The organism is Nostoc sp. LEGE 12447 (genome assembly GCF_015206985.1).
In the GTDB taxonomy this organism is placed as follows: domain Bacteria; phylum Cyanobacteriota; class Cyanobacteriia; order Cyanobacteriales; family Nostocaceae; genus Nostoc.
The window spans coordinates 86,957-108,298 of the sequence record NZ_JADEXT010000021.1 but is presented as its reverse complement, the minus strand read 5'-3'; the positions used below and the strand labels follow the sequence as shown (position 1 = coordinate 108,298).

At 41.0% G+C, this 21,342-nt stretch carries 17 protein-coding genes; 6 read left to right on the top strand and 11 right to left on the bottom strand.

The features are described 5' to 3' along the window. Positions 1–16 precede the first annotated feature (16 nt). The 3 genes from IQ274_RS20985 to IQ274_RS20975 all read right to left on the bottom strand — a co-directional run bounded on the left by IQ274_RS20985 (position 17) and on the right by IQ274_RS20975 (position 4,292). The gene (locus IQ274_RS20985; RefSeq protein ID WP_163928267.1) at positions 17–580 is read right to left on the bottom strand and encodes a hypothetical protein; all 564 of its coding nucleotides are present in this window, start codon (positions 578–580) and stop codon (positions 17–19) included. A gap of 231 nt (positions 581–811) precedes the next feature. Beyond that, positions 812–1,402 (bottom strand): hypothetical protein, encoded by a 591-nt coding sequence (locus IQ274_RS20980; protein WP_163928265.1) that lies wholly within the window; start codon positions 1,400–1,402, stop codon positions 812–814. Between the two features lie 154 nt (positions 1,403–1,556). Continuing rightward, positions 1,557–4,292: a pre-peptidase C-terminal domain-containing protein gene (locus IQ274_RS20975; RefSeq protein WP_163928263.1), complete on the bottom strand. Its 2,736-nt coding sequence runs from the start codon at positions 4,290–4,292 to the stop codon at positions 1,557–1,559. A gap of 701 nt (positions 4,293–4,993) precedes the next feature. Between IQ274_RS20975 and IQ274_RS20970 the strand changes: the two genes are divergently transcribed. Then, positions 4,994–6,481 carry a sensor histidine kinase gene (locus IQ274_RS20970; RefSeq protein WP_194143311.1) on the top strand — a complete coding sequence of 496 codons (1,488 nt, stop codon included), beginning with the start codon at positions 4,994–4,996 and terminating at the stop codon, positions 6,479–6,481. Between the two features lie 277 nt (positions 6,482–6,758). After that, entirely contained in the window at positions 6,759–7,493 is a 735-nt protein-coding gene (locus tag IQ274_RS20965) for a hypothetical protein (RefSeq protein ID WP_194143310.1), read from the top strand. Between the two features lie 36 nt (positions 7,494–7,529). Here the strand turns inward: IQ274_RS20965 and IQ274_RS20960 are convergent, their stop codons facing one another. Then, the gene (locus tag IQ274_RS20960) at positions 7,530–8,540 is read right to left on the bottom strand and encodes a tetratricopeptide repeat protein (RefSeq protein WP_163928286.1); all 1,011 of its coding nucleotides are present in this window, start codon (positions 8,538–8,540) and stop codon (positions 7,530–7,532) included. A gap of 167 nt (positions 8,541–8,707) precedes the next feature. Beyond that, on the bottom strand, positions 8,708–9,331 hold the full coding sequence (locus IQ274_RS20955; protein ID WP_194143309.1) for a sigma-70 family RNA polymerase sigma factor: 624 nt from the start codon (positions 9,329–9,331) through the stop codon (positions 8,708–8,710). 197 nt (positions 9,332–9,528) lie between these two features. Here IQ274_RS20955 and IQ274_RS20950 point away from each other — a divergent pair, with 197 nt between their 5' ends. Further along, a complete protein-coding gene (locus tag IQ274_RS20950) occupies positions 9,529–10,125 on the top strand; it encodes a glyoxalase-like domain protein (protein WP_193949977.1) in 597 nt (198 codons plus the stop codon). Positions 10,126–10,265: 140 nt separating this feature from the next. Then, on the top strand, positions 10,266–10,454 hold the full coding sequence (locus tag IQ274_RS20945; RefSeq protein WP_228058279.1) for a DUF29 domain-containing protein: 189 nt from the start codon (positions 10,266–10,268) through the stop codon (positions 10,452–10,454). 19 nt (positions 10,455–10,473) lie between these two features. On the opposite strand, the gene IQ274_RS20940 is transcribed toward IQ274_RS20945, so the two are convergent. The 6 genes from IQ274_RS20940 to IQ274_RS20915 all read right to left on the bottom strand — a co-directional run bounded on the left by IQ274_RS20940 (position 10,474) and on the right by IQ274_RS20915 (position 19,155). Next, positions 10,474–14,247 carry a CHAT domain-containing protein gene (locus IQ274_RS20940; RefSeq protein WP_228058278.1) on the bottom strand — a complete coding sequence of 1,258 codons (3,774 nt, stop codon included), beginning with the start codon at positions 14,245–14,247 and terminating at the stop codon, positions 10,474–10,476. Positions 14,248–14,268: 21 nt separating this feature from the next. After that, positions 14,269–14,994, bottom strand: a complete 726-nt coding sequence (locus tag IQ274_RS20935) for a helix-turn-helix domain-containing protein (protein WP_163928253.1) — start codon at positions 14,992–14,994, stop codon at positions 14,269–14,271. After that, positions 14,994–15,398, bottom strand: coding sequence for a type II toxin-antitoxin system RelE/ParE family toxin (locus IQ274_RS20930; RefSeq protein ID WP_163928251.1), 405 nt, complete (start codon positions 15,396–15,398; stop codon positions 14,994–14,996). The genes IQ274_RS20935 and IQ274_RS20930 overlap by 1 nt, the downstream gene beginning before the upstream one ends. Before the next feature lie 156 nt (positions 15,399–15,554). After that, positions 15,555–17,240: a lysine--tRNA ligase gene (gene lysS / locus IQ274_RS20925; protein ID WP_194143308.1), complete on the bottom strand. Its 1,686-nt coding sequence runs from the start codon at positions 17,238–17,240 to the stop codon at positions 15,555–15,557. 323 nt (positions 17,241–17,563) lie between these two features. Continuing rightward, complete coding sequence (locus IQ274_RS20920; protein WP_190934868.1) at positions 17,564–17,989, bottom strand: hypothetical protein; 426 nt, start codon at positions 17,987–17,989, stop codon at positions 17,564–17,566. Positions 17,990–18,183: 194 nt separating this feature from the next. Further along, positions 18,184–19,155, bottom strand: a complete 972-nt coding sequence (locus IQ274_RS20915) for a M48 family metallopeptidase (protein WP_194143307.1) — start codon at positions 19,153–19,155, stop codon at positions 18,184–18,186. Between the two features lie 139 nt (positions 19,156–19,294). Between IQ274_RS20915 and IQ274_RS20910 the strand changes: the two genes are divergently transcribed. Both IQ274_RS20910 and IQ274_RS20905 read left to right on the top strand, forming a co-directional pair. Further along, positions 19,295–20,863 (top strand): helicase C-terminal domain-containing protein, encoded by a 1,569-nt coding sequence (locus IQ274_RS20910; RefSeq protein WP_163928244.1) that lies wholly within the window; start codon positions 19,295–19,297, stop codon positions 20,861–20,863. A 91-nt stretch (positions 20,864–20,954) separates the two neighbouring features. Beyond that, positions 20,955–21,170, top strand: a complete 216-nt coding sequence (locus tag IQ274_RS20905; protein WP_114081445.1) for a DUF2839 domain-containing protein — start codon at positions 20,955–20,957, stop codon at positions 21,168–21,170. Positions 21,171–21,342: the final 172 nt, after the last annotated feature.

Below are 21,342 nucleotides of genomic sequence, written 5' to 3'. Positions count from 1 at the left end.
AATCCAAGTAGAGAAATTAACGGCGATCTACTATTACCGCTAATTCCCCAGCATATTGGCCTGCAACTTGGGTACCAGAAACGTCCATTTTTAATCGGAATCCGCCTTGTACCAAAGCTGTATTAGTATTGAGATCGCGAGAAATTTCAATGATGGGCAACGGCTCTAGAACAACTTGAACCACAGAATTAGAACGCTGTTCACTGCTAACTGCATTACTCTTGCCATTTTCGGCTTTCATCTCATAAGTGGCATAAAGTAAGTTCACTTGGTCTACAGGAACACGCATTTGCCAAATGTTAGGAAATTCCCGAACAATCAAGGTATTAAATTGGGGAGGTGCTAATAAATCTCCTGGATTAGTTACTGACTCACTTTTGGCAATCACAGAAATTTCTGACTGTGCAATGGGAGGAATTCTCAGCTTTTGGGGAGTCGCTAACTGGTAAATCTCTGTGGGTTCAACAGTGGAGATGAATTGTGCCACAGTCGGTGTTTGTGAACAGGCTAGCATAGCTAGACTGACAGCTATGGAGTTAAGCAGGTAACGTTTGCAACTCTTAGTTGGATACCATGACATATTGCTAAATTATTCACATTCAAATCATGTATACAGGTCAAATCTTTACTGAATTTTGTTGCTAATGGATTTAATATGGGAGATATCCCCCCAGGTTCTGAGGAATTGGGGAGATATTTAAAAAGTTAACCAGTTTACTGAGTTACGTCAGCAGAAAGAGAGCAATCTGTCTTTTGCTTGCCAAGGTTTGAGTCAGATTTCTTTTCCTACTGTCACCCAAAGAAAGGTTAGTTATGGTCTGAAAGCATCAACTGTCAAAACACCTGTGTAGGTTCCCGCTGGTGCAGTAGCATTTAATGTGACATCCAAAGCAATGTCTTTTGGAGTAGCAGCAGTTAAGCCTTCAGCAGTTATTGAGGCAGTACTAACATCACCACCATTAACAACAACTGCAAGATTATTCGCGCCGCTTACAAAAGGACCAGGTGTAATGTCTACTTCATAACTTCCTGTAGGACTGTTAGACCAAACGATGTAGGCACTGGGAATAGTTTTGAGCACAGGTGCTGCGGCTACTGTAAATGGGGATACAATATCAAGAGTACTACCAGCAGATTGACCACTGCCTTCGTAAGCAGCGGGAGTACCACCATTTGAAGTTAATAATGCTGCTCCTGCGGCGCCAACTAAATCAGTTGGAGTAATGGCTACATCAGCAGTTGTGATAGTTCTCAAAAACAGAATCTCTGGGACAGAGACATTGACAGTGATGGGCTGTGTTTGACTACCTGGAGCAATCTGAGCGTTAACAGGAGCAGAAAGAATTGCACCACCTAGAATAGCAGTACCAAAAGCAGCAAGAGCTAAAAATTTGTTCTTCATATTGGAAAACATCTCCCTATTTTTTGTGTTGTATTGTTAGCAAATCTCGTGGACTCGATAGTTTGTCTACAAATGGCTGAAATTTTAGTGAAACCGCAACCAGTTAAATTTCGCTTCTTCTTATATCGACTTTGTTTCTAAAATCACCTCCTGTTTAAAGCACGTATAATTCTGTACCGTTAGTCCCGTTGTCGGCGGTGAAGAACAGCTGTGTACCAACGACAGTCAGCCTGCCAGGGTTAGCATTTCCTGTAGCGTTAATGTTGCTAACCTTACGAGTATTGGCAGTTGTGCCGTCACTGAACCACACCTCCCTGTTGCTGCTTTCACCTTCAGAACCTTCCAAAGGATCAGAAGCTGCAAAAGCCAGGGTGCCATTGAAATTGACGAGACTAGTGGGAATACTGTTATTAGGCTGGCTATTTCCGTCTGTGCCAGCCCAAATATCTTTGACAACTGCTGTGTTAACGTCTGTGCCATCAGTTCGCCACAATTCTAGACCAGTTACTGGGTCGTTGCCAACAAAGTAAAGAATATTACCAACAGCAGTTAGAGAGAAAGACCCTAAACCAACATTAGGTGCTTGTCCATTAGTTCTGATGTTGACGGTTCCGCCAGATGTTCCATCACTCTTCCACAGTTCCAAGTTAAAGTCATTATCGCTATCTGTCACAAAGTACAAAGTGTTACCAACGGCTGTCAAATATGTCGGCGCGAACCTATTGTTCCCAGGTGTAATATCTTTCAGCAAGCTAGCTGTTGTACCACTTTGGTATTTCCAGACCTCAAAACCGCTTGTACCATTGCTGGCAGTGAAGTAGAGTGTACTATCAACTACTCTAAAGTTAGCAGGATATGATTGAGTAGTTCCTCCGACACTAATAACTTGCGTACCGCCTATAGTGCCATCAGTTGACCAAAGCTCACTGTTGTTTTTGGCTGTGAAAAAGAGCTTACTGTTAAAAGCAACGAAAGTGGGTGATTGAGAACTACTGAAACTAGGATTAATATCTACTAAACTGACACTTGTGCTGTTATAAACCCACAGTTTTTTGATATTGCTGCTATCAACTGCTACAAAGAAAAGTTTGTTACCAACAACGGTAAGATTACTGGGGTTAGAACTGCCAGTATTCAGATTAATATCACTAATCCTAGTTACAGACGTGCCATTGTACTCCCAAAGTTCTGTACCAAAAGTGCTGTTAGTAGCAGTGAAGTATAACTTGTTATTGAAAACAATCAAATCATCAGGATTAAAACCATTAGTATTAGTAATGCGGGTATTTGTAGTTCCATTAGTCCTCCATAGTTGAATACCTGTAGTACCATCATTGGCAGTAAAGTACAAAGCGTTATTCCAAGTGGTCAAGTTATCAGGGTCAGAACTACCAGCTCCAGGATTTATTTCCAGTTGTCGGGCTTGTGGCTGCGCCGTTATGTCTAAGTTGTAGAAAGTTTCGGCTGAACCAGAAGGATAGATCCGAATGTAGTATGTACCTGCACTCAGGGAAAGATTGCTGATAGTTTCGTTGCTATTTCCGGTTTGATTAGATATCGCTATTTGTGTATTAACGCTGTTGAATAGCCGTACATCTGCATTGTCACTCAAGCCAGAAAGGCTGAGATTAAAGGAACTGCTGGTATTAAGATTGAACTTATAGTAATCATTAGAATCTATACTGCCCACAAACTCACTGCGGGAAATAGAACCGCTTAAAGTACCTAAATTCTGAGCTGCCCCTTGACTGTTACCAGCTTGGTCTGGGCTTATAGTTTGTGCAACCGCACTTAGAGTATAGTTAGCTGTTGTTGTACCAGCACCACGAGTTACTAAGATGTTGTAAGTACCAGGATTTAAGCTGCGGCGAATTGCATCTAGGGTTGTTCCTGATTGGTTAGTGGTTGGAACAATGCCATTACCATTTTGGTCTTGCAGTGTTAAATTAGCATCTGCTGAGAGTGATGTGAATCGGATATCAACTAAGGCGGTTGAGTTGAGAGTGAACTTATAATAGTCTTGAGTATCATTAGTGTTGACTAAATCTGAGATAGTGGCAGGAAGACTGACAACAGTGGCATTTGCTACAGTGTTTCCTCCTTGATCTGGGGCATCTGCGGTAAAATTAACCTGCAAATTATAGTTAGTCGAGTCTGCGGCTCCATAGACTTGGATATAGTAACTACCTGCGGCTAAAGAACGATTTATAGAATCTTGGTTTGTACCTGTTTGAGTACTAGTGGCGGCAGGTTGAAGAGATTGTCCAGAGCTATTCAACAACTGTATGTCAGCATTCCCACTTGAAGGATTGAGGTTAATACCAATAGTGCCATTATTATTTAAGGTGAATTTGTAGTAGTCGCTAGTATCTGTAACAAAGCCACTACTTGCGACAAAATCAGTTCCACTGTAGCTGCCACCATTGACAAATCCACTAATATCTCTGTTAGTGTTTGCCAGTGCAATTGTATTGTCAGAGATACCACTATCTTGAATGACTTCGGCTGACAGAGTGAGATTATAAGTTGTGCTAACTGCCCCAGTTACTAAATAAATCCGGGCATAGTAAGTGTTGGGAGCTTGGTTATTAAGGGTAAAACGTATATTCTCTGATGCGTTACCAGACAAGTTAGGAGCAGTAATAGTTGAACCATTACTATCTGTCAAGATTAAATTGGCATTACTATTTGCTGCTAATCCATCTAGGCTTAAGGTAACTATACTAGAACTACTAAGAGTAAATTTGTAGTAATCGTCTCTATCAAGACTGCTGAGAGAGTCTTGAAAGGTGTTGCTTGTACTGGTAAGAGAACCACCGATATAAGTTGCAGTATTTAAAGCTGTGGCTGTTGTACTTCCTGGATCGGTGAATCCTGAATAAGTTGGCATAAGTTATCTATTATTTTTTATAAAATAAACACTTGTATTGGCTGAAATTACTTATGGCTTTGCAACTAATGCAAGTTTATTGCTATTAATCAACCACAAATTTTTTGTTACTTCTGGCAAATTATTAAACTGTGTCGTGATTATGCACCCATTCAGAAGTATGGTTTTTCCTTTTGGAATTTAAGTGTTTGTATGTGAATTAGTTGATGTTAAATATTTCAAATTCTGATATTTGTTGTACCTAGGTTTCAAGTTTTAAACACACTGCTGAATCTTCATAGTCTTTCGTTAGCAGTCAATTTGGTTCATTTCAGCGAAAAATAAGTACTAGATGAGGAAAGTTATTGCCATTACGAAGTTGCTCAAACTTTTTGTAGCCAATTGTAATTTTGTTACAACTTTATAAATTCATCCACAAAAGAGTTATGTATTAGCTGTTGCTATGAAATTTTTAATGTTCTTTTGTATTTCTCCTTCAAACTTCACTGCAAATAAAATTTAACTCTCAGGTAAAAGATACTGCCTGCGTAAAAATACTTAATTTATTGATTCTAATTGTTAAAAAAATAAATTAGTTTCTAGAGGATTTTAGTATAAAAGTTTTCCGGTTAGATCCTGACAGAGAGTATTTTAAAGGAGAATAATCGATAATACATATCTGTTTTTTTCTTTATCCAAAGCATTTTTCACAGCATTACAATATGTTTCAAGCTACTCGTCGCCGTCTTGCCCTTTGGTATACTGCTGTCACTGCTGTATTACTACTACTGTTTGCCAGTGGCGTTTATTTATACGTCCGCAGTACACTGATTGAGCGCATTGACGATACCCTTAACCATGTAGTGGAAATAGTGGAGCGTTGTCTCACAACAAGCCCCTGTGCATCTAAGCTCATATTTGAGCCAATTGATGCTGATGCAGATAAATTTCGCATTAATAATCTAGAAGCCAGTTTTCCTGAGAATGCCGACACCGTAGAAGATGACCACATCGACCTTGAATGGTTTAGTCCAACTGGTGAATTACTTTGGTCAACGCTATCTGAACCCCTAAATATTCCTATTCATGCCAACCGCACTGGTGAAACTGTGCGCGTAGTTAAGGGGGAGAAAGAAAAAGGCAAAGATGATAAACTCCTCACTCCTAACTCCCCACTCTTTACTCCCCACTCCCCATTGTTATTACGGCAAGTTACCCAACGGGTGGAAGTAGGGCGGCAAGTATTAGGATATCTGCGTGTTAGCCATCCCTGGTTTGAAGTCACTAAACCTAGTCGTGAGTTAATTTTTGATTTGGCGCTAGGTATTGGTTTAATGGTGGTTTCTGTAGGGGCAAGTGGCTGGTTTCTTTCGGGTAAAGCGATGGAACCTGTAGGTGAATCTTATCAACGCCTCAAACAATTCACTGCTGATGCTTCCCACGAACTTAGAAGTCCAATTACTTTGATTCAAACAAATGTGCAAGTTGCCCTTACTGATTTGGATTTAGCAGAGACAGAAACGACTAATTCTTTGCAGTATCGGCAACAGTTAAAGGTGGTAGAACGCTTAACCCAGCGTTTGGGTAAATTAGTCAATGACTTACTTTTCTTAGCACGACAGGATAGTGGGATTAGCAAAGATATTTTTTCACCTTGTCCGCTAGATGCCTTGCTGATGGAAGTGGTTGAAGAACAACAATTGTTAGTCCCTGAAAAAAAAATCGCCCTTTCTCTAGACTTAGTTGATCCTCCTGCCTCTGAAACTAACCCTGAATTACTGGAAAATTGGTTTACCTTTGTGGGTAATTGGGATCAGCTGGTGCGCCTGTTCACAAATTTAATTGCTAATGCCTTGCATTACACTCCATCTGGTGGACGGGTAAAAGTGGAATTAGCGCGGATAGAGGGAATAAATCGCGTTTCTGGACTACGTTATACCAGTGCCCAGTTGCAAGTTAAGGTGAATGATACCGGAGTTGGAATCCCCGCAGAGGCACTACCACGCTTGTTTGACCGCTTTTATCGGGTAGATCCGGCACGGACTCATACAACTGGGAATACAGCTACAGCTAGCGCTACTGGTTCAGGATTGGGATTAGCGATCGCTCAAGCTATTGTCGAACATCATCAGGGTCATATTCAAGTAGAAAGTACTCAAGGCATTGGCACAACGTTTACTGTGACTTTACCGATAACTCTTGAGTCTTAAATCGCAAATTCAACAATTGTTTCCTGTGACAGATGTAGATAAGTGAATTTATTTACTAATTTTTATGGCAACCATTGCAGATTTAGCCATTAATTTGAAACTTTAGAATGAGATATTTATGTCTGCTAATCTATTATTTCTAAACCTCTAGCTAGAGAACAAAGCTTGAGTATATTGTTAAAATCTAGGTGTTTAGATAAAAGATTAGCCACTAATTAAATTTGCTGGTTGAGAATTTTTTTAATAAAGAAAAATTCAATTAGATCGGGAGTTAATAATGAATATAAAGCCTCAAAATTTTCGTAAGTCTGCTGAGTTATTTGGTGCTATTTGTGGTGGATTAATAATTAGTCTGCCAATAATTCCTCAAGCAATAGCACAACAATCAGTAGGACAAGAATCTACTCCGAAGATTAACCCTTGCCCTAGAATTTTCTACGAAGAACCACATAATAGTCGGGTTGTGGTACCGCAAGGATGTCCTCCGAATGCGCTAACTCAAAGACTAGCTGCTCAAGGGCTTCTTCCCACCTCTGCTACTCCATCACAAGAGCAAACAAGATTGGGTGTCGGCGGTGAATCTCCAGAAACAGGTGTCACGCCACCACGCCCAGCCCCTGGAAATCAAACTCAACAGCCTTCACCAGGGGCGGCTTCGACCGATCAACCACAACTACTACAACCACGGCAAACTCCCAGCGCAACGATCGCACTGGCAAATGGTACTGTTAATGTCAGGTTGGTAAATGACACTGCGGCTAATGTAACTTTCCAAGTGATTGGCGATACGGCACCGCGATCGCTACAAGGTAAGTCAAATGTTATATTGCAAGGTCTAAGGGCACCAGTAACGGTGACGTTTGAACGAGAAGATGGTGGACAGTTGACAGTGACTCCACAAGCTTCTTCAGAGCCAGGAAGTTTGGAAGTTAAATTTAACGAAGCCACCAATGCCGCACAGGGTAGAAGTGCTATGAGAATTGAACGAAACGGTTCAGTATTCTTGAATTAATCAAATTGACTACGAAAGTAGGGGCAGAAATTGCCCCTATTTTCGCTGAAGCATTTTAGTTAGCTGATCTCGCAATTGCACTTCTTGCTTGCTGTCTTCCAATGTCCGCGCCAGTATAATCGCCCTTTCGTAAAAATTACGGGCAGTTAGATAATTACCTTGTTGTTTGTATAACTGAGCGTAAGACTCAAAAGATTTTAATTCTTCTCGCAAATTTTGCAATTCTTTAGCGAGTGCTAAACGTTGCTCTAGTAAATCAAAAGCTCTCTCGTAGCGTCCGACAGCAGTGTGAGCTTTCACTAAACCGTCAATTGCACGTAATTCATTGGTGCGATCGCGGTTAGTTTTAGCTGTCCGCATCGCTTCACCATAGGTAGCAATGGTATCTTGATAATTTCCCGACGCTCGGTAGGCATCACCTAAATTATTCAGGGTATTTGCTTCACCAATGGCATCGCCAGTCTGACGGCGGAAAATTAAGGCAGTTTCATACAATTTAATCGCCTTGTTGTAATCTCCCAACCTAGCAGTTACCAAACCCAAATTGCTCAAAGACAGTCCTTCCCCTTCAATGTTTTTGACACCGTGAGCAATTGCGAGTGCATCTTCAACTGTTTTACCAGCAGTAGAAACTTCTCCTTGTTGCAGGAGAAATGTACCGATATTATTTAGCACAAAAATCTGAGATTGGAAGTCTTTCGTATCACGAGCGATCGCTAATCCTCGTCGTAAAGCATCTTCCGCCTCTTTTAGACTATCAATCTGGATATAAGCCTTTGCAAGCAAATTGTAAGTCAGACCCTGTGCTTTTAGGTCGCCAATTGAGTGATATAGTTCTAGTGCCTGCAAGCAAGATGCAATTGTTTTATCGGCATATCCTGAAGCATATTGTTGTTTACCGATACGTAGCAAGCTATCTGCTTCATCTCTTGATTGTCGTCCAACAGAACTATTTAAAGGACGATGGAGTTGTTGCGTAATATCAACTGCACCAGCAGCGATGGGACTCAGCAAAAAAGTAAACAGTAAAAAGCTGTGTAAAAGCATCTGGGGACGAGAAATCACATCTACACAAACTAATTGCCTTGGAAATACAAGCCGTTGTTTCATAAAAATTACCCGTAAAGTTGCGGGTTTAAGTAGAAGGTCTAAGAAGAAGTTTTAAGTTTATAAATTGAAGACAAAGAATATACGCATTTACACTTAAGCTAGGATTAAGCTAAATCTTCCCCAAAGTATATGGTGCGGATATCTGTGGGTAATTTGTCCTCTAGCATACGATAGCCTTCCTGAAGAAAATTGGCTACTTCGTTGGGAGCGATCGCTTCTCCTTCGGCTTGCAGATAGGCAGCGATTCTTGTTTCACTCCAGTGAAAAGTTTGAGACATTAACACGATTAATCGTAAAACAGGGGGTAGTTGGTCTAATGCCTGTTGTACATAGCACCATAGCGGTGGTGAAGTCGCTTGCAGAGAATAATGAATTGCTTCTGTGGGTGGTAGCTTAATTTCGTTAATACAGAAAGCTGTCATATTAATTAACCAATTTTGCATGGTTAAGGCTGGCTCACCTGATTCAGGGCTGGTTAAATTTAGTCCACCGAGTTCGTAATAGATATGCCGCCAGGTAAGGGCAAACAGATAATCTGCTTGCACTGGCGATCGCGCCGAATGCCGAATTAAGGTATACACTATGGGGCTATAGCGGCAAAAAATCACCGTAAAATACTTTCCAGCATCTGGATTACGCTGAAACAGAGTCAGTAGTTCTTGATCGCTGTGATGAAATAGCGACTTTACCAGAGGATGATTAGCTTCAGGAAAATGAGGAATTTGCACAAGTCTTTGAGTTGATAGTTGTTAAAATAATTTTGGGAATTGCACTCCCGTAGTTAATCGCATAATATCTTGGTGTTGCCCAGTTTGTAGCCGAGACTCAGACAACTTGAGTTATTGATAAACTAGAAACAAGGACTTAATTTTAGTCTTAATCGACAATTATAAAATCGACTCCCCTATAGAATCCTTATTTGTTCATGGTTATAGCAGTTAGTGCGATGTCGTTCCTCCTCAGCCCCCTTACTTTAGGCTCCTTTCTCCCTTCCTTGCCCTTGGATAGCCTGTTTTCCACCCAAGGCATTATGGTAATGCTGCTAGCAGCTTACGCTGGTGCGATGTGGATGTTCCTCACCAGTGCCCCAAAAGTACACACTGTCATGGTGTCAGATTTGGAGATTGCCCGACAATTGTATGAAGGGCTGCTAGATTTGCCCGCAGCTGAGGTGCCCTTGCACTATTACTACAACTACGAACAAACTATAGGCGCAACTGGGATTGATCCGCTATACATGTCTACAGGGCCGAGTTTGTCAAGCAAAGTGATGAATAATGCTACCGAAGGGCTGTGGTATCAATTGAAGAAGAACACCCAGCTACACGTTATTACTGGTGCGAGTTTAGGTAGCAAAAATCAGCAACGCCACGTTTGCTTTGACCACGACTGCTTGGAAATGATTTTAATGCGAGTTGAAACGCGCGGTTTGAAATTCAAGATTCGTAACCAGAAGCCCCTAAACTTTTTGGTCAAAGACTATGAAGGGCGCGTGATTGAGGTGGCTGAGGTAGCGAATTAGTCATTAGATTTTAGATTATTTTAGATTGTGTGGTGCGTAGCTTGCGATCGTAGGTATCGCGCCACACAATCTTTTTTTAGTGGCTAGGCGTAAATAAATTAAAGTTTGTAGTAAGGACTTTAGTCCAGAGAAACCTTGCTATGAGCCAATACGGTTCAGTTAAGAAAAATTGTAGTAGCGCAGCAAGCTTAATGGGTTTGGCTTTAGCAATTCGAGAAACTGAGTTAGGTGAGCAAGTTTTTCCAGAAATCTGTCTTTATACTTTAAGCGAAACTCTAAATCCTGAATTATTACCAAATCTGAATCAGGTTGAGGAGCAGGGCGAGTAATTACCTAAATAATCTTTTATCACCGTAAACCGTGGCAAATAAAAGCAGCCCAGTAACGAGGGTCTGAAAAGGGAAATTGCTGAGTAGAATTTTCTATTTCTATAATTCGTTTGTTCAATTCGGCATACATATTATATTCACGCTTCCATTGTTCATATTCGATAGAATCTGAAGGATGTTTTTTTCTATTTCGTATCAGTTCTTTCTCCCTTACTTCTACTTCATGGAATACTTTCTTTAGGTCTATTTTTGTAAACTCTCGTAGCTGAATTTGGGCTTGCTGTAAAGCTTCAGGACGGTTTTTACCTTCTTGTCGCTGCTGGTAGTAGAAAATGGAAAATAATGCTGTAGCTAAATCATTAACTGACCACAGAGTACTAACTACACTTCTAGCACCAGCGCACAAAAAGCCTGTGGAGAGAGTCAGAATATCATCAGTTAGCGAAGGAGTACCTAAATTAGTTTCGCAACAAGATAGAAACACTTCTATAAGTTGAGGTAAACGCCAGCTTGGTGTCATTAATTGCCCTAATGTGATGCTACCATCAGCTAATTTTAACTGTGATTCTAAAGGATTATCGAGGCGAGATTGGGCATGGTGGCAGGAATGAAGTACTTGAACTTGTTGTGCTAACTGCCGATAGTTATTAGAGGTGGCTTGACTGCTGCCAATTAATCTATTTTCTGGTGGAATATTATACATTTGGGCAAGTTTTTCGCCTTCAAATCTGGCGCAGGGAAGGTTGTCTTCGGCATCTTCCACAGTTCCATATTGTAGAGATATTTCATTAAATTTCCCTACATTGTCGCGTTGTTGACAAAATTCTAAAATTTGGCCACTTGGGGTATAACGAATAAGAAATTTATCTCCTAAATATTCCTGATATTCTCCTGTAGGCAAAGCAGCGAAGGGAATTTGATGGAGTAACAGGTGAGGCACTAAAATTAATTCTTCTATTCTTTGAAGATGTTGGGATATGAGTTCAGATATTTGCAGGCGTTCAGCTAATTCGCGGAGAATGCTATTAATTTGAGTTTCCCATTTTTTGTAATCATTCATATAAGGCAATAACCAATTCTGGTTAATCCAGCCTTGCAACGTCTTTAACCCTTGTCCTGTGCAGGTGTGGAGAGTAATTTGGTGTTTCTGCACGACAAAAATATGGGTGTTGCTGTTGGTAGTGTAGAAACTGAGGATAGCTATATTTGGCTGGTCAATTAGCTTTTGAATTTCTGACAAGCTGAGGGGGTTAACTTGAATTTCGCCAGCTAATACGGGATCTTCGCGTCTGAGATTTTCCCAAACTTGTTGTTTTTGGGCTTCTAAAGATGCGATCGCTTCATTATAAGCTTCCCAAGCAGCGCGTGTTTCACTACGGTTATTTTCAGATTTATGGCTTTGTCGTTCTTGCTCAATTCGGCGTTGCAGTTCTTCGTATTGCTGCAATAACTCCGCAACTGCTGGGGGAATTTCCCCACTTTGGTAGAGATTGTTACTTGCCATTAAGTCTACCAGGCGTTTGGAACGCGATCGCTCTGAGTATTCAAAGGCTTTTTCTATTTGACCAGCATTGATGCAGGCTTGCACCATTTTTTCATAAACATCAATAGCTTCTTCTAAAATTTCTTGACGACGGAATTCAGAAGTTACCCAAGTACGGATTTTTTCAATAGCATTAATTGCTTTTTCATAGCCATAAATAGCTTCAGACCAAAGTTGAGTAGTAAATGCTGCATAACCAAGATTACGAGCGTTTACCCAGCAGCTATTCGGAAAACCATCTGGAGAGTTGATTTTTAAAGCTGCTTTTAAAGCTGCTATACCTAAGACCAAATTCTCTGATTTATCGCCTTTTATACGTTTAATGTAGGTAGTCCCTAAGCTATTTTGAGTATTTGCCCATGTTTGTGGGAAGCTTTCAAAATTACGAATCTGTAAAGCAGCTTGATATGCATTTATAGCTAATTCCAGATTCTCTTCTTCATTTCCTTTAACACGAGCATTATAGGCATTTCCTAGATTGTGTTGAATCTTCGCCCACTCTTCAGGAAACGCCTGTTGGGTATGTATCAGCAAAGCTTTTTGATGGTAAACGATTGCTCGTTCTATATTCTCACTAGGTTTTCCTTCAATCAGCTTTTGGTAGGCAATAGCGAGATTGCCCTGAATTGTAGCCCAAGTTTCAGGATAAGTTTCGCGGTTATATACCTGAAGGGAATTTTCTAGACAAAGAATAGATTGCTTCTGATTCTCAGATGCTTTTCCTCTGATACGCTTACAGTAAACATTTCCTAAATTATTTTGCGTCTCTGCCCAGCTTTCTGGAGCAGCTTCACGGGTAAAAATTTGCAAAGCTCTTTCAAAAAATATGATAGATTTTTCTAGATTATCTTTGTGATCTCCATGTATCCGATGAAAATAAGCCTTTCCTAAACAATTTTGTATGGCAGCCCAAAGGTCACAAGATATTTCGGGAGTATAAACTTGTAAAGCATTTTGATAACAAGTAAGCACTTGTTCCAAATTTTCAGCCTTTTCTCCTCTAATTCTACTCAAGTATATTTCCCCAAGGAATATTTGAACTAAACCCCATTCTTTAGGAAAAGATTGTTGAGTATAGACTTGTAAAGCTTGATCAAGAAGTGAAATAGCTTTCTCTAGGTTTTCTGAGCGGTTTCCAAATTCTCTACTATAGTAAACAAATCCTAATGATCTTTGAATAGCTGCCCAATCCTCTAGAAAATCCTCCTGAGTGTAAACTTGTTGTGCTTTTTCAAAGAAGCTAATAGCAACTTCTATATTTTCAGAACGATTACCCAATATTCTTTTGTGATAAGCTTCTCCTAAAGATTTTTGTAGCCCTGCCCAATATTCTATAAAATTGCCTTGAGTATACACTTGTAATGCTTTTGTAAAACAACTAATAGCAGATTCTATATTTTTTGCTTTTTCAGTATTAATCTGTTTTAGATAAGCAGTACCTAAATTGTTTTGAAGCGCTGCCCATGTTTCTGGAAAGGAATTTAGATGACAAGCTTGTAAAGCTTCTTGACAAAGGGAAATGGCTTTTTCTATATTCTGTTCTTCTTCTCCTTGAAGACGACTGATGTAAGCACTAGCCATATCGTTCTTAATTGCTAACCATTTATCTGGGTAAGCCTGTTTAGTGCTTACCAACAAAGCATTTTCAAAATAAATAATTGCATTTTCCAAATTTTCTGATTTCTCACCGTAGATTCTTTGACAGTAAGTAGCACCCAAATTATGATTGGCTCTAGCCCACTGTTCAGGAAAAAATTCATGAGTGAAAACTTTTAATGAATTCTGAAAGTATTTGATTGCTTGCTCCAGATTATCTCCAAAAATTCCACGCTGTCGCTCTCGAAAAATAAGACCTAAATTATAGTTAATATTTCCCCATTCTGTTGAATCCTCACTACGTGTATATATTTTTAAAGCACTCTGATAGCTACCAAGTGCTATTTCTAAATTACTCTCTTTATCTCCTTGAGTAAACTCACGAATCCAGTAGCTAAAGACAAATATTGCTTTTGCTTTTTTTCGTGCATTACTTTTAGTTAGATTAGGGAAACTAGAAGCTACCCAATCTCGCAATACTTCGGCAAATACATCATTTAACTTTTCCAGGTTTTTTTCTAAAAGAGAGTAAAGTAATTGGCCTTTCTGAAGCCCCTGTTCAGCTACTTGCAATACCTTATCTAAAAAATGCCTGTATACTTTGCGTTCTTTAATGCTAATGGTTTGCGTTTTAAATCCAAATCCTTTTCCCATATTTATATATGCAGCCAATCTCTAGTTAGATTTCCCAAAAACTTCTACCAACTTCTCTAGCAATTCTTCAGCTAAATCCAACAACTCAATTTCATCAATTTCATCACTACTATTTCCGCGATTACTTTCCCCACACGACACATTAGCAGCCAAAACATTTTTCACAGCGAAAATCCTATCTTCTTCTTCAGATAGACTTAAACATTTTTCCAACTCTACAGCAACTTCTTCGATTGTCCTTGAACCCAAACGCTCTCTTACTTTCACCGCTACCGAATCGTCACTTTCCAGCAGTTTTACCAAAGCTGTTCTCAGTCCATCATCCTCAACAGAAAACTTCTCAACGGCTACACGCACATATTCCCGCACGCTCATGTTTGCCGCCAATGCCTTTTGGAAAACTACATCTGGTACATCTACTAGCAATACACCTTCGTTATCGCTAGCTTGATATAAGTCATCCCCTTGTTTGACGGCTACCAGCAAATCTGCACCCAAGGCGTGTAAATAGTGCAACACTGATTCCAACTCATGTTCTTTTAACGCCGATTCTAATTTGGACACCGCAGCTTGCTTTACTCCTAGTTTTTGAGCTAGCTGTGCCTGAGTCAATCCTGCTTTATTACGTATTTCCCGCATGGCATCGGTAAGATATAGGCGCAGATACTCTAACTTTCCTGCCAGAATTACCTCTGGTTCGTCGCTTACCTTTTGCTGCAACCAAACTTGAAAATTAGGCTTTTTCATCACTGTTCCCTCTGCTGCAATTCACGTAACCTCACTCTTGCAGGTTCTTTGTCTCTATCTTTGATAGCGTTGTCGTATTTCTTCATAAAGGCGTGCAGCACCACAAACCTCTGAGGAGTAACAGCCGTTAAGATAAACCGTGGATTATGTTCGCTCTTAGTCATCCGTAACTCATACAAATCATCTTCCAGTTTCTCAAAGATGCCACTGGTAAGTGATGCGAGTCCTTTGTCGCACAGGTAGCGAAGATTAACTTGCAGACGCTTGGTTTCGGAAGCACTCAGTAACGGTTTTGGTGGATTTTCTGGTTGCTCCTCTTCAGGAATCATCCTGATGAAAAAAGCCAGCAAATCTTTGGGGATTTCCCCATTGACATCTAGATAAAGTTCCCAAGTCCAGGTCACTTCATACCTCACAGTATAGTATTCCTTACAAGGAATGTCAATTGTATTATTTCCTTAAAGGAATATTATATAGAATCAGTGAGTGCAACTTAGGTAATAAAAATGGTGCGTTAGGCAAAACCATAACGCACCCTATTGTTTATATGCTTAAGTAGGTCAACTCAACTGTTCAAACTTAAATTTCCCTTTAATCAACTTGTTAAAGTGTTGACCTTTAGACGGTGCATTATCTAAGTCATCCTTGACACTGGGAGGCACTTTGAAATACTCGTAAACACTTCCACTATCAAATTCAATAGTCAGTGTTTGAGTTTTTGGCTCATAGCTAAATTGCTTAATAACGCTGCCTTCTGGCTTGAGTAGTGGGAATGCAATTACATCCCGAATACTGGCACAATCAGTTAATAACATTACCAACCGATCGATCCCAATCCCTAAACCACCTGTAGGGGGCATACCGTATTCAAGGGCTGTCAAAAAGTCTTCATCTACACCTTGGGCTTCTAAGTCACCAGCAGCTTTTCTTTCAGCTTGGGCTTCTAAGCGTTCTCTTTGATCGATAGGATCTGTAAGTTCTGAGAAGCTGTTCCCAGTTTCTCTCCCGACGATAAATAACTCAAATCTTTCCACCAAACCAGGTTGAGAACGGTGGGGTTTTGCTAGAGGCGAAATTTCTACTGGGTAATCAATTACAAAGGTAGGTTGAATTAAATTAGCTTCTACTTTCTCTTCAAAAGCTAAATTCAGTAACTTCCCAATTGATTTGGCTTCATCCACACCAGGAATAGCAGCATTTTTACTTGCTGTTTTTGCTTCTTCCAAACTTTGGAAAGAATTGAAATCTAAGCCTGTAAATTCTTTAACTAAATCGTGCATTGTCACTCGCCGCCAAGGTGGTGTTAAATCTATCGGTTCCCCTTGGTAGGTGATTTGCAGTGTGCCGAGTACGTCTTGGGCGACAGTGGTAATAATTCCCTCAGTCAGCGCCATCATATCGTTGTAATCGGCGTAGGCTTGGTAAATTTCAATCGTCGTAAATTCGGGATTGTGTCGAGTCGAAATTCCCTCATTACGGAAAATCCGTCCCAATTCAAACACCTTTTCAAAACCACCCACAATCAACCGCTTGAGATGGAGTTCTGTGGCAATTCGCAGATACAATTCCATTTCTAAAGTGTTGTGGTGAGTGATAAATGGACGCGCATCTGCACCTCCAGCTTCACTCTGTAAAACTGGCGTTTCAATTTCGAGAAAATCTCGCTGTTCCAAATAACGGCGAATCCCAGCTGTAATTTGGGCACGACGGCGGAAAGTTTGCCGCACTTCCGGGTTAACAATCAAGTCAACGTAGCGCTGACGGTAGCGCTTGGCAACATCCGTTAATCCATGCCACTTGTCGGGTAGGGGTAACAGGGATTTAGTCAGGATAGTATATTGTTTAACGTAGACAGATAACTCGCCCTTTTCAGTCCGTTTAATAGTACCTTTAACTCCCAGGATGTCGCCTGCATCTGTGAGTTGTTTTAAGTGATTGAAGGCATCAGCATCAATATCTGCCATGCTTTCTTGGATGCGATTTTTATCCAAATAAAGCTGAATTGTGCCAGTTTCATCTTGCAAGGTGAAGAAAGCCAGTTTACCGAAAACGCGACGCGCCATAATGCGTCCAGCGATCGCAACTTCTAAATCAATTTCTTCACCACTGGCTAAATCAGCAAACTTTTCTTGCAACTGCGCTGCATGATGGGTAGATTCCCAACGATAGGCGTAGGGATTAGTCCCTAGCTGCTTGAGTTGTTCTACTTTCTCCAGCCTTGCGGCCCGGATATCTTCTTCCGACATGGTAACGAACTAAATAGGGCAAGATTAATTATAGATGCTGCAAAAGTTGAGAGGAAGAGATATTTGTCCTAGAGGGTGCGTGCGTAGGCGTAGCCCAACCCAGGCATCGCTAAAGGAAACACATAATGATACAAACTAGAGTCCGCCTGTGGACTGTAAACGAATATCACTGGAGTATCAAAAGTTTTAGATCGCTCTAAATACCCCGATAAATTGGGGACTTTGATTCTGGTTTCCCCCTCTTTTTAAGGGGGTTAGGGGGGATCTAAAGTGCCTAAAGTCACAATGAGATACTTTTCAAATACCCTCTAAAAATAAAACCTTTATTTCTGTACGATTTTTAGCGAATGTCTAGACAAAATAGCCTTCATTTTCAAGTTAGTAAATTGGACGATCGCCTTAACTAAATCTTGCTGTTCTGGTTGTAAATTTAGCTTTACTAGGGCTTGATTCATATTATTACCAGCCCGGAGATTGCGATTAAGTTGGGCGCGTTGTGATGTGTTTAAAACTGCCTCAATTTCTCTGTTTCTTCTTTGACGCACAGCCTGGAGTTCTTGGCTTTGTAAGGGAGTCAGATTAATATCCGACAAGGTGGAGTAACTTGCAGTTTTGGTAATTTGGGCGAAAATGACTCCAGAAGTAGTATGGAGTTGAACCGGTGTAGCTAAGGCAATTCCCGGCATGGAAAGGACAAGAGCTAGAATAGTAGCGAACACAGAAAGCCGTTTTGTCAAGTGAATTGCCATATTGATAAATGCCTACATCTAAATTTAATGCTCAGATATAGTTAAGCAATATTCAAGTTTTTAATTTTGAATATTGAATTTATCCTACCCCAAAGAGTGCGTTAACGTGGTATAATTAGCATCTTGCATCAATATTAAGTAGGCTAGGCACTATTTACTAATACCAGTGCCCGCCCTATGTGATTGCTCCTTAATTACGAATCCGTATCAGGTCTTCTCATTCTGTTAATTTCCCGTCGTAATTCCTCAATTTGACGGCGCAAATTATCTGTTTCATTTGGGGAAGATTCTGCTGCAACATTTACTGAGCCAGAAGCAGGCGATCGCTGATAATTCCCTCGGCGAATTTGCTGGTATTCTTCGGATACTGCCCACGCCCGTAAGTAATGCAGGCGTTCAACGGGGAAAGGATGACTTAACATCGTACCCTGAGCGCCGTTGTAAATCAAAAATTTATATATCTGATTCAGTCCATCTTCATCCAGTGCCTGATAATTTTCTGACTGCTTGATAAATTCTTGTAAACTACATTCATTGGCATATTTGTGACTACCGCCAGAGAGCTTCATCATGGTTGACATTACAGGATTCAAGTCATCCATTACCAGTAGTGCGGCGCGATCTGACGATAACTCGGCTTTACGCCGCCACTCAAAAAAGGCGTAAATCAAGCCTTGTGTTACAAGATTACCGAGGCCAAAGGTCAATTCGCCCAAGGCAGAAGCAGCACTCATCGCCCACATCGCCATTTGAATTAAAATAGTATGACCACATTTAATATGCCCCAGTTCATGGGCTAGCACCACCCGAATCTCAGCTTCGTCTAGTAAGTCTAGTATCCCTGTATTTATAACTATGTAAGGATTCTCTTGCCCCAGTGCATAGCTATTTGCTTGGGGATCTTGCGAGACAAACAGCGCGGGTTCTGGGTAAATGTCCAAATCTCGGACGCATTCCCGAAACATCTGGTAAATAGTGGAATACTGACGCGGCCCGACTTGGATGGTGTTACCCATTAGATAGACTAATTGAGGGCGTTCGTAGATAAATTCCACAAATTTACGAGCGATTAAATCAAATCCCGGTAAATTTCGTAAAGCTTGCTCGGCTTGGCGATCTAGTGGATGCCTGAAGGCTTCGCTGGAAATTCCTGTGTAAATTGGCATAATTCAGGGTATTGGGTGATTGATCATTTGTCATTGGTCATTAGTCATTAGCAAAGGACAACTGACAAATAACAAATGACAAGATAATAGAAATGGGGCAATTGGAAGTAAAAATCACTTTGTATGGAATTAAAAGCGTGTGATTGAGGCAGAAGTTCATTTGTCACTACATAACTTTTTGCGATCGCAAGCGGGGTTCCCTTCCTGGCCCCATCATTTGACGATGGCACGGTTGGTAGCACGCGCCTTGCGCCTGGGACGTAGTGCCCTAATTCAAGTAGGAGCAGTTTGTGGCTATCAAGGGCGGTATCGCACTAGTTTTGTAGCATCAGCCCTAATGTGGCACGGCCCTGTAATTATTGTTGCTCAAGAACCAGTGCAGCAACTTCTGCTGCGGATAGAAATTCCCCGTCTACAGCAGTGGCTACCAGCCAATAAATCAATTAGAACAGGTGACGCTTGGCCTGATCCTGAGTTCCAAGGGCTACTGTTAACCTCTCCAGAAGCTTGGTTAAGAGGACAATTTGCTGGTGGCGATCGCTTTCCCGAAGGCATCCCCACAATTATTGATGGGGTAGACGATCTCGAAGATTGGGTACGCGATCAACTTACCCAAGATATTCAACCCCATGATTGGGACGAACTCATATTGGCTTGTCCAAATCAAGCTGAGGCAATTAGCGAAGCACGGATACAACTAACGCACGAACTTTTTCAGCATCCTGTTAATCCATATCACTGCTATCTAATTTCCCAACCAGAAATAGAGATTTTAAGCCGTCTTTGTTTAGCTTTAGAGTCAGCACGATCACTGCCAGAACCCTGGAAACAATTCTGGCAACAATTTCAAACCCTTAATGAAAATCTTTCCTCCCCTGCCTCTGCTGCCTCCCCTCCCCTCTTCTGGGCGACTATAGCCCATAGACAAGGTTTATTTTCTTTGCACTATGCCCCAATGGAATTAAGAGAAATCCTCTTACCCTTATGGCAGCGACAACCAGTAGTTTTAATTGGCAGCGCTATAGAACCGGAAACTGAGGCTCCTCTTTTCCGACAGCGCCTTGGTTTGGAAGATTTAACTTGCCTGAAGTTCTCCTCGGAGAGTCAAGCGGAAGCAATTCAACTGTATGTACCCTATAAATTGCCCTTACCTAACACGCCAGAATTCCAAGCGGCATTTATTCATAAAGTCCGCACACTGGTTTGTCTAAGTGCTACAGCACCGGGGTTAACGGTTGTCTTGGTGGGGGATGTACCACTCAAGGCTCAAGTGGCGACAATTTTGGCTTCAGAATTTGGTTCACGAGTGCAGGTAGAAAAAACTTGTTTAGATGAAAATGGTATTTTAATTAGCGGTTGGGAATTTTGGCGAGAACATCAGCGAGTCTTACCAGCACCCCATTTGTTAATTATTGCTACTTTACCTTTACCATCTTTAGAAAATCCGCTAGTCGCTGGTAGGGTAGCTCTTTATAAGCGATCGCATCAAGATTGGTTTCGTTTATATTTATTGCCAGCAGCCTTGAATGAATTACAAAGAGCGATCGCGCCAGTCCGAGAAAGTCAAGGCATTGTTGCTTTACTTGATAGTCGTGTAGTTAATCGTAGCTACGGCGCTCAAATTCTCTCTGCTTTAAGTCCTCTGGCACGCATTAACTATCTTGACCCCAGTTTGTTTTCTAATACCGATGAAGAAAATTCCGCTTAAAGTCATTCTCATGCCCCATTCCCCAATTGTCTATAGCCATAATTCCTGGCAAGATAAATTTAGAACCTAAGTAAAAATTGAATTGCTGATTATGGGTGAAGCAAAGCGTCGCAAAACCACACAAGGGGAAACATACGGTCAAGAGACTCGAATCTTGCCTTGGCTTCCCATCACAAAAATTCAAGGCGAACAATTTGTCAGCTGGACAACTCGTGGTGCTTGGATAGGCATTATCCTTATGGTTATAGGATGGGCAACTATCCGTTTTATTGGCCCAGCCTTCGGTTGGTGGCAAGTAGTCTACTAAATCCTGCTGTTAATTTTCTCGCTCCAAGAAACCTTGAATCTTACTCCCCTTCCCTTGTCGGCTATCCATTAGTCTTATTTTTAAGTGAGTTGTAGTTTTGTTGATAAAGATCCGGGTAGTGGATAGCCCGCAAGCAAGGAGGTCATTAAAAGGAGCCAATGCGATCTTTTCC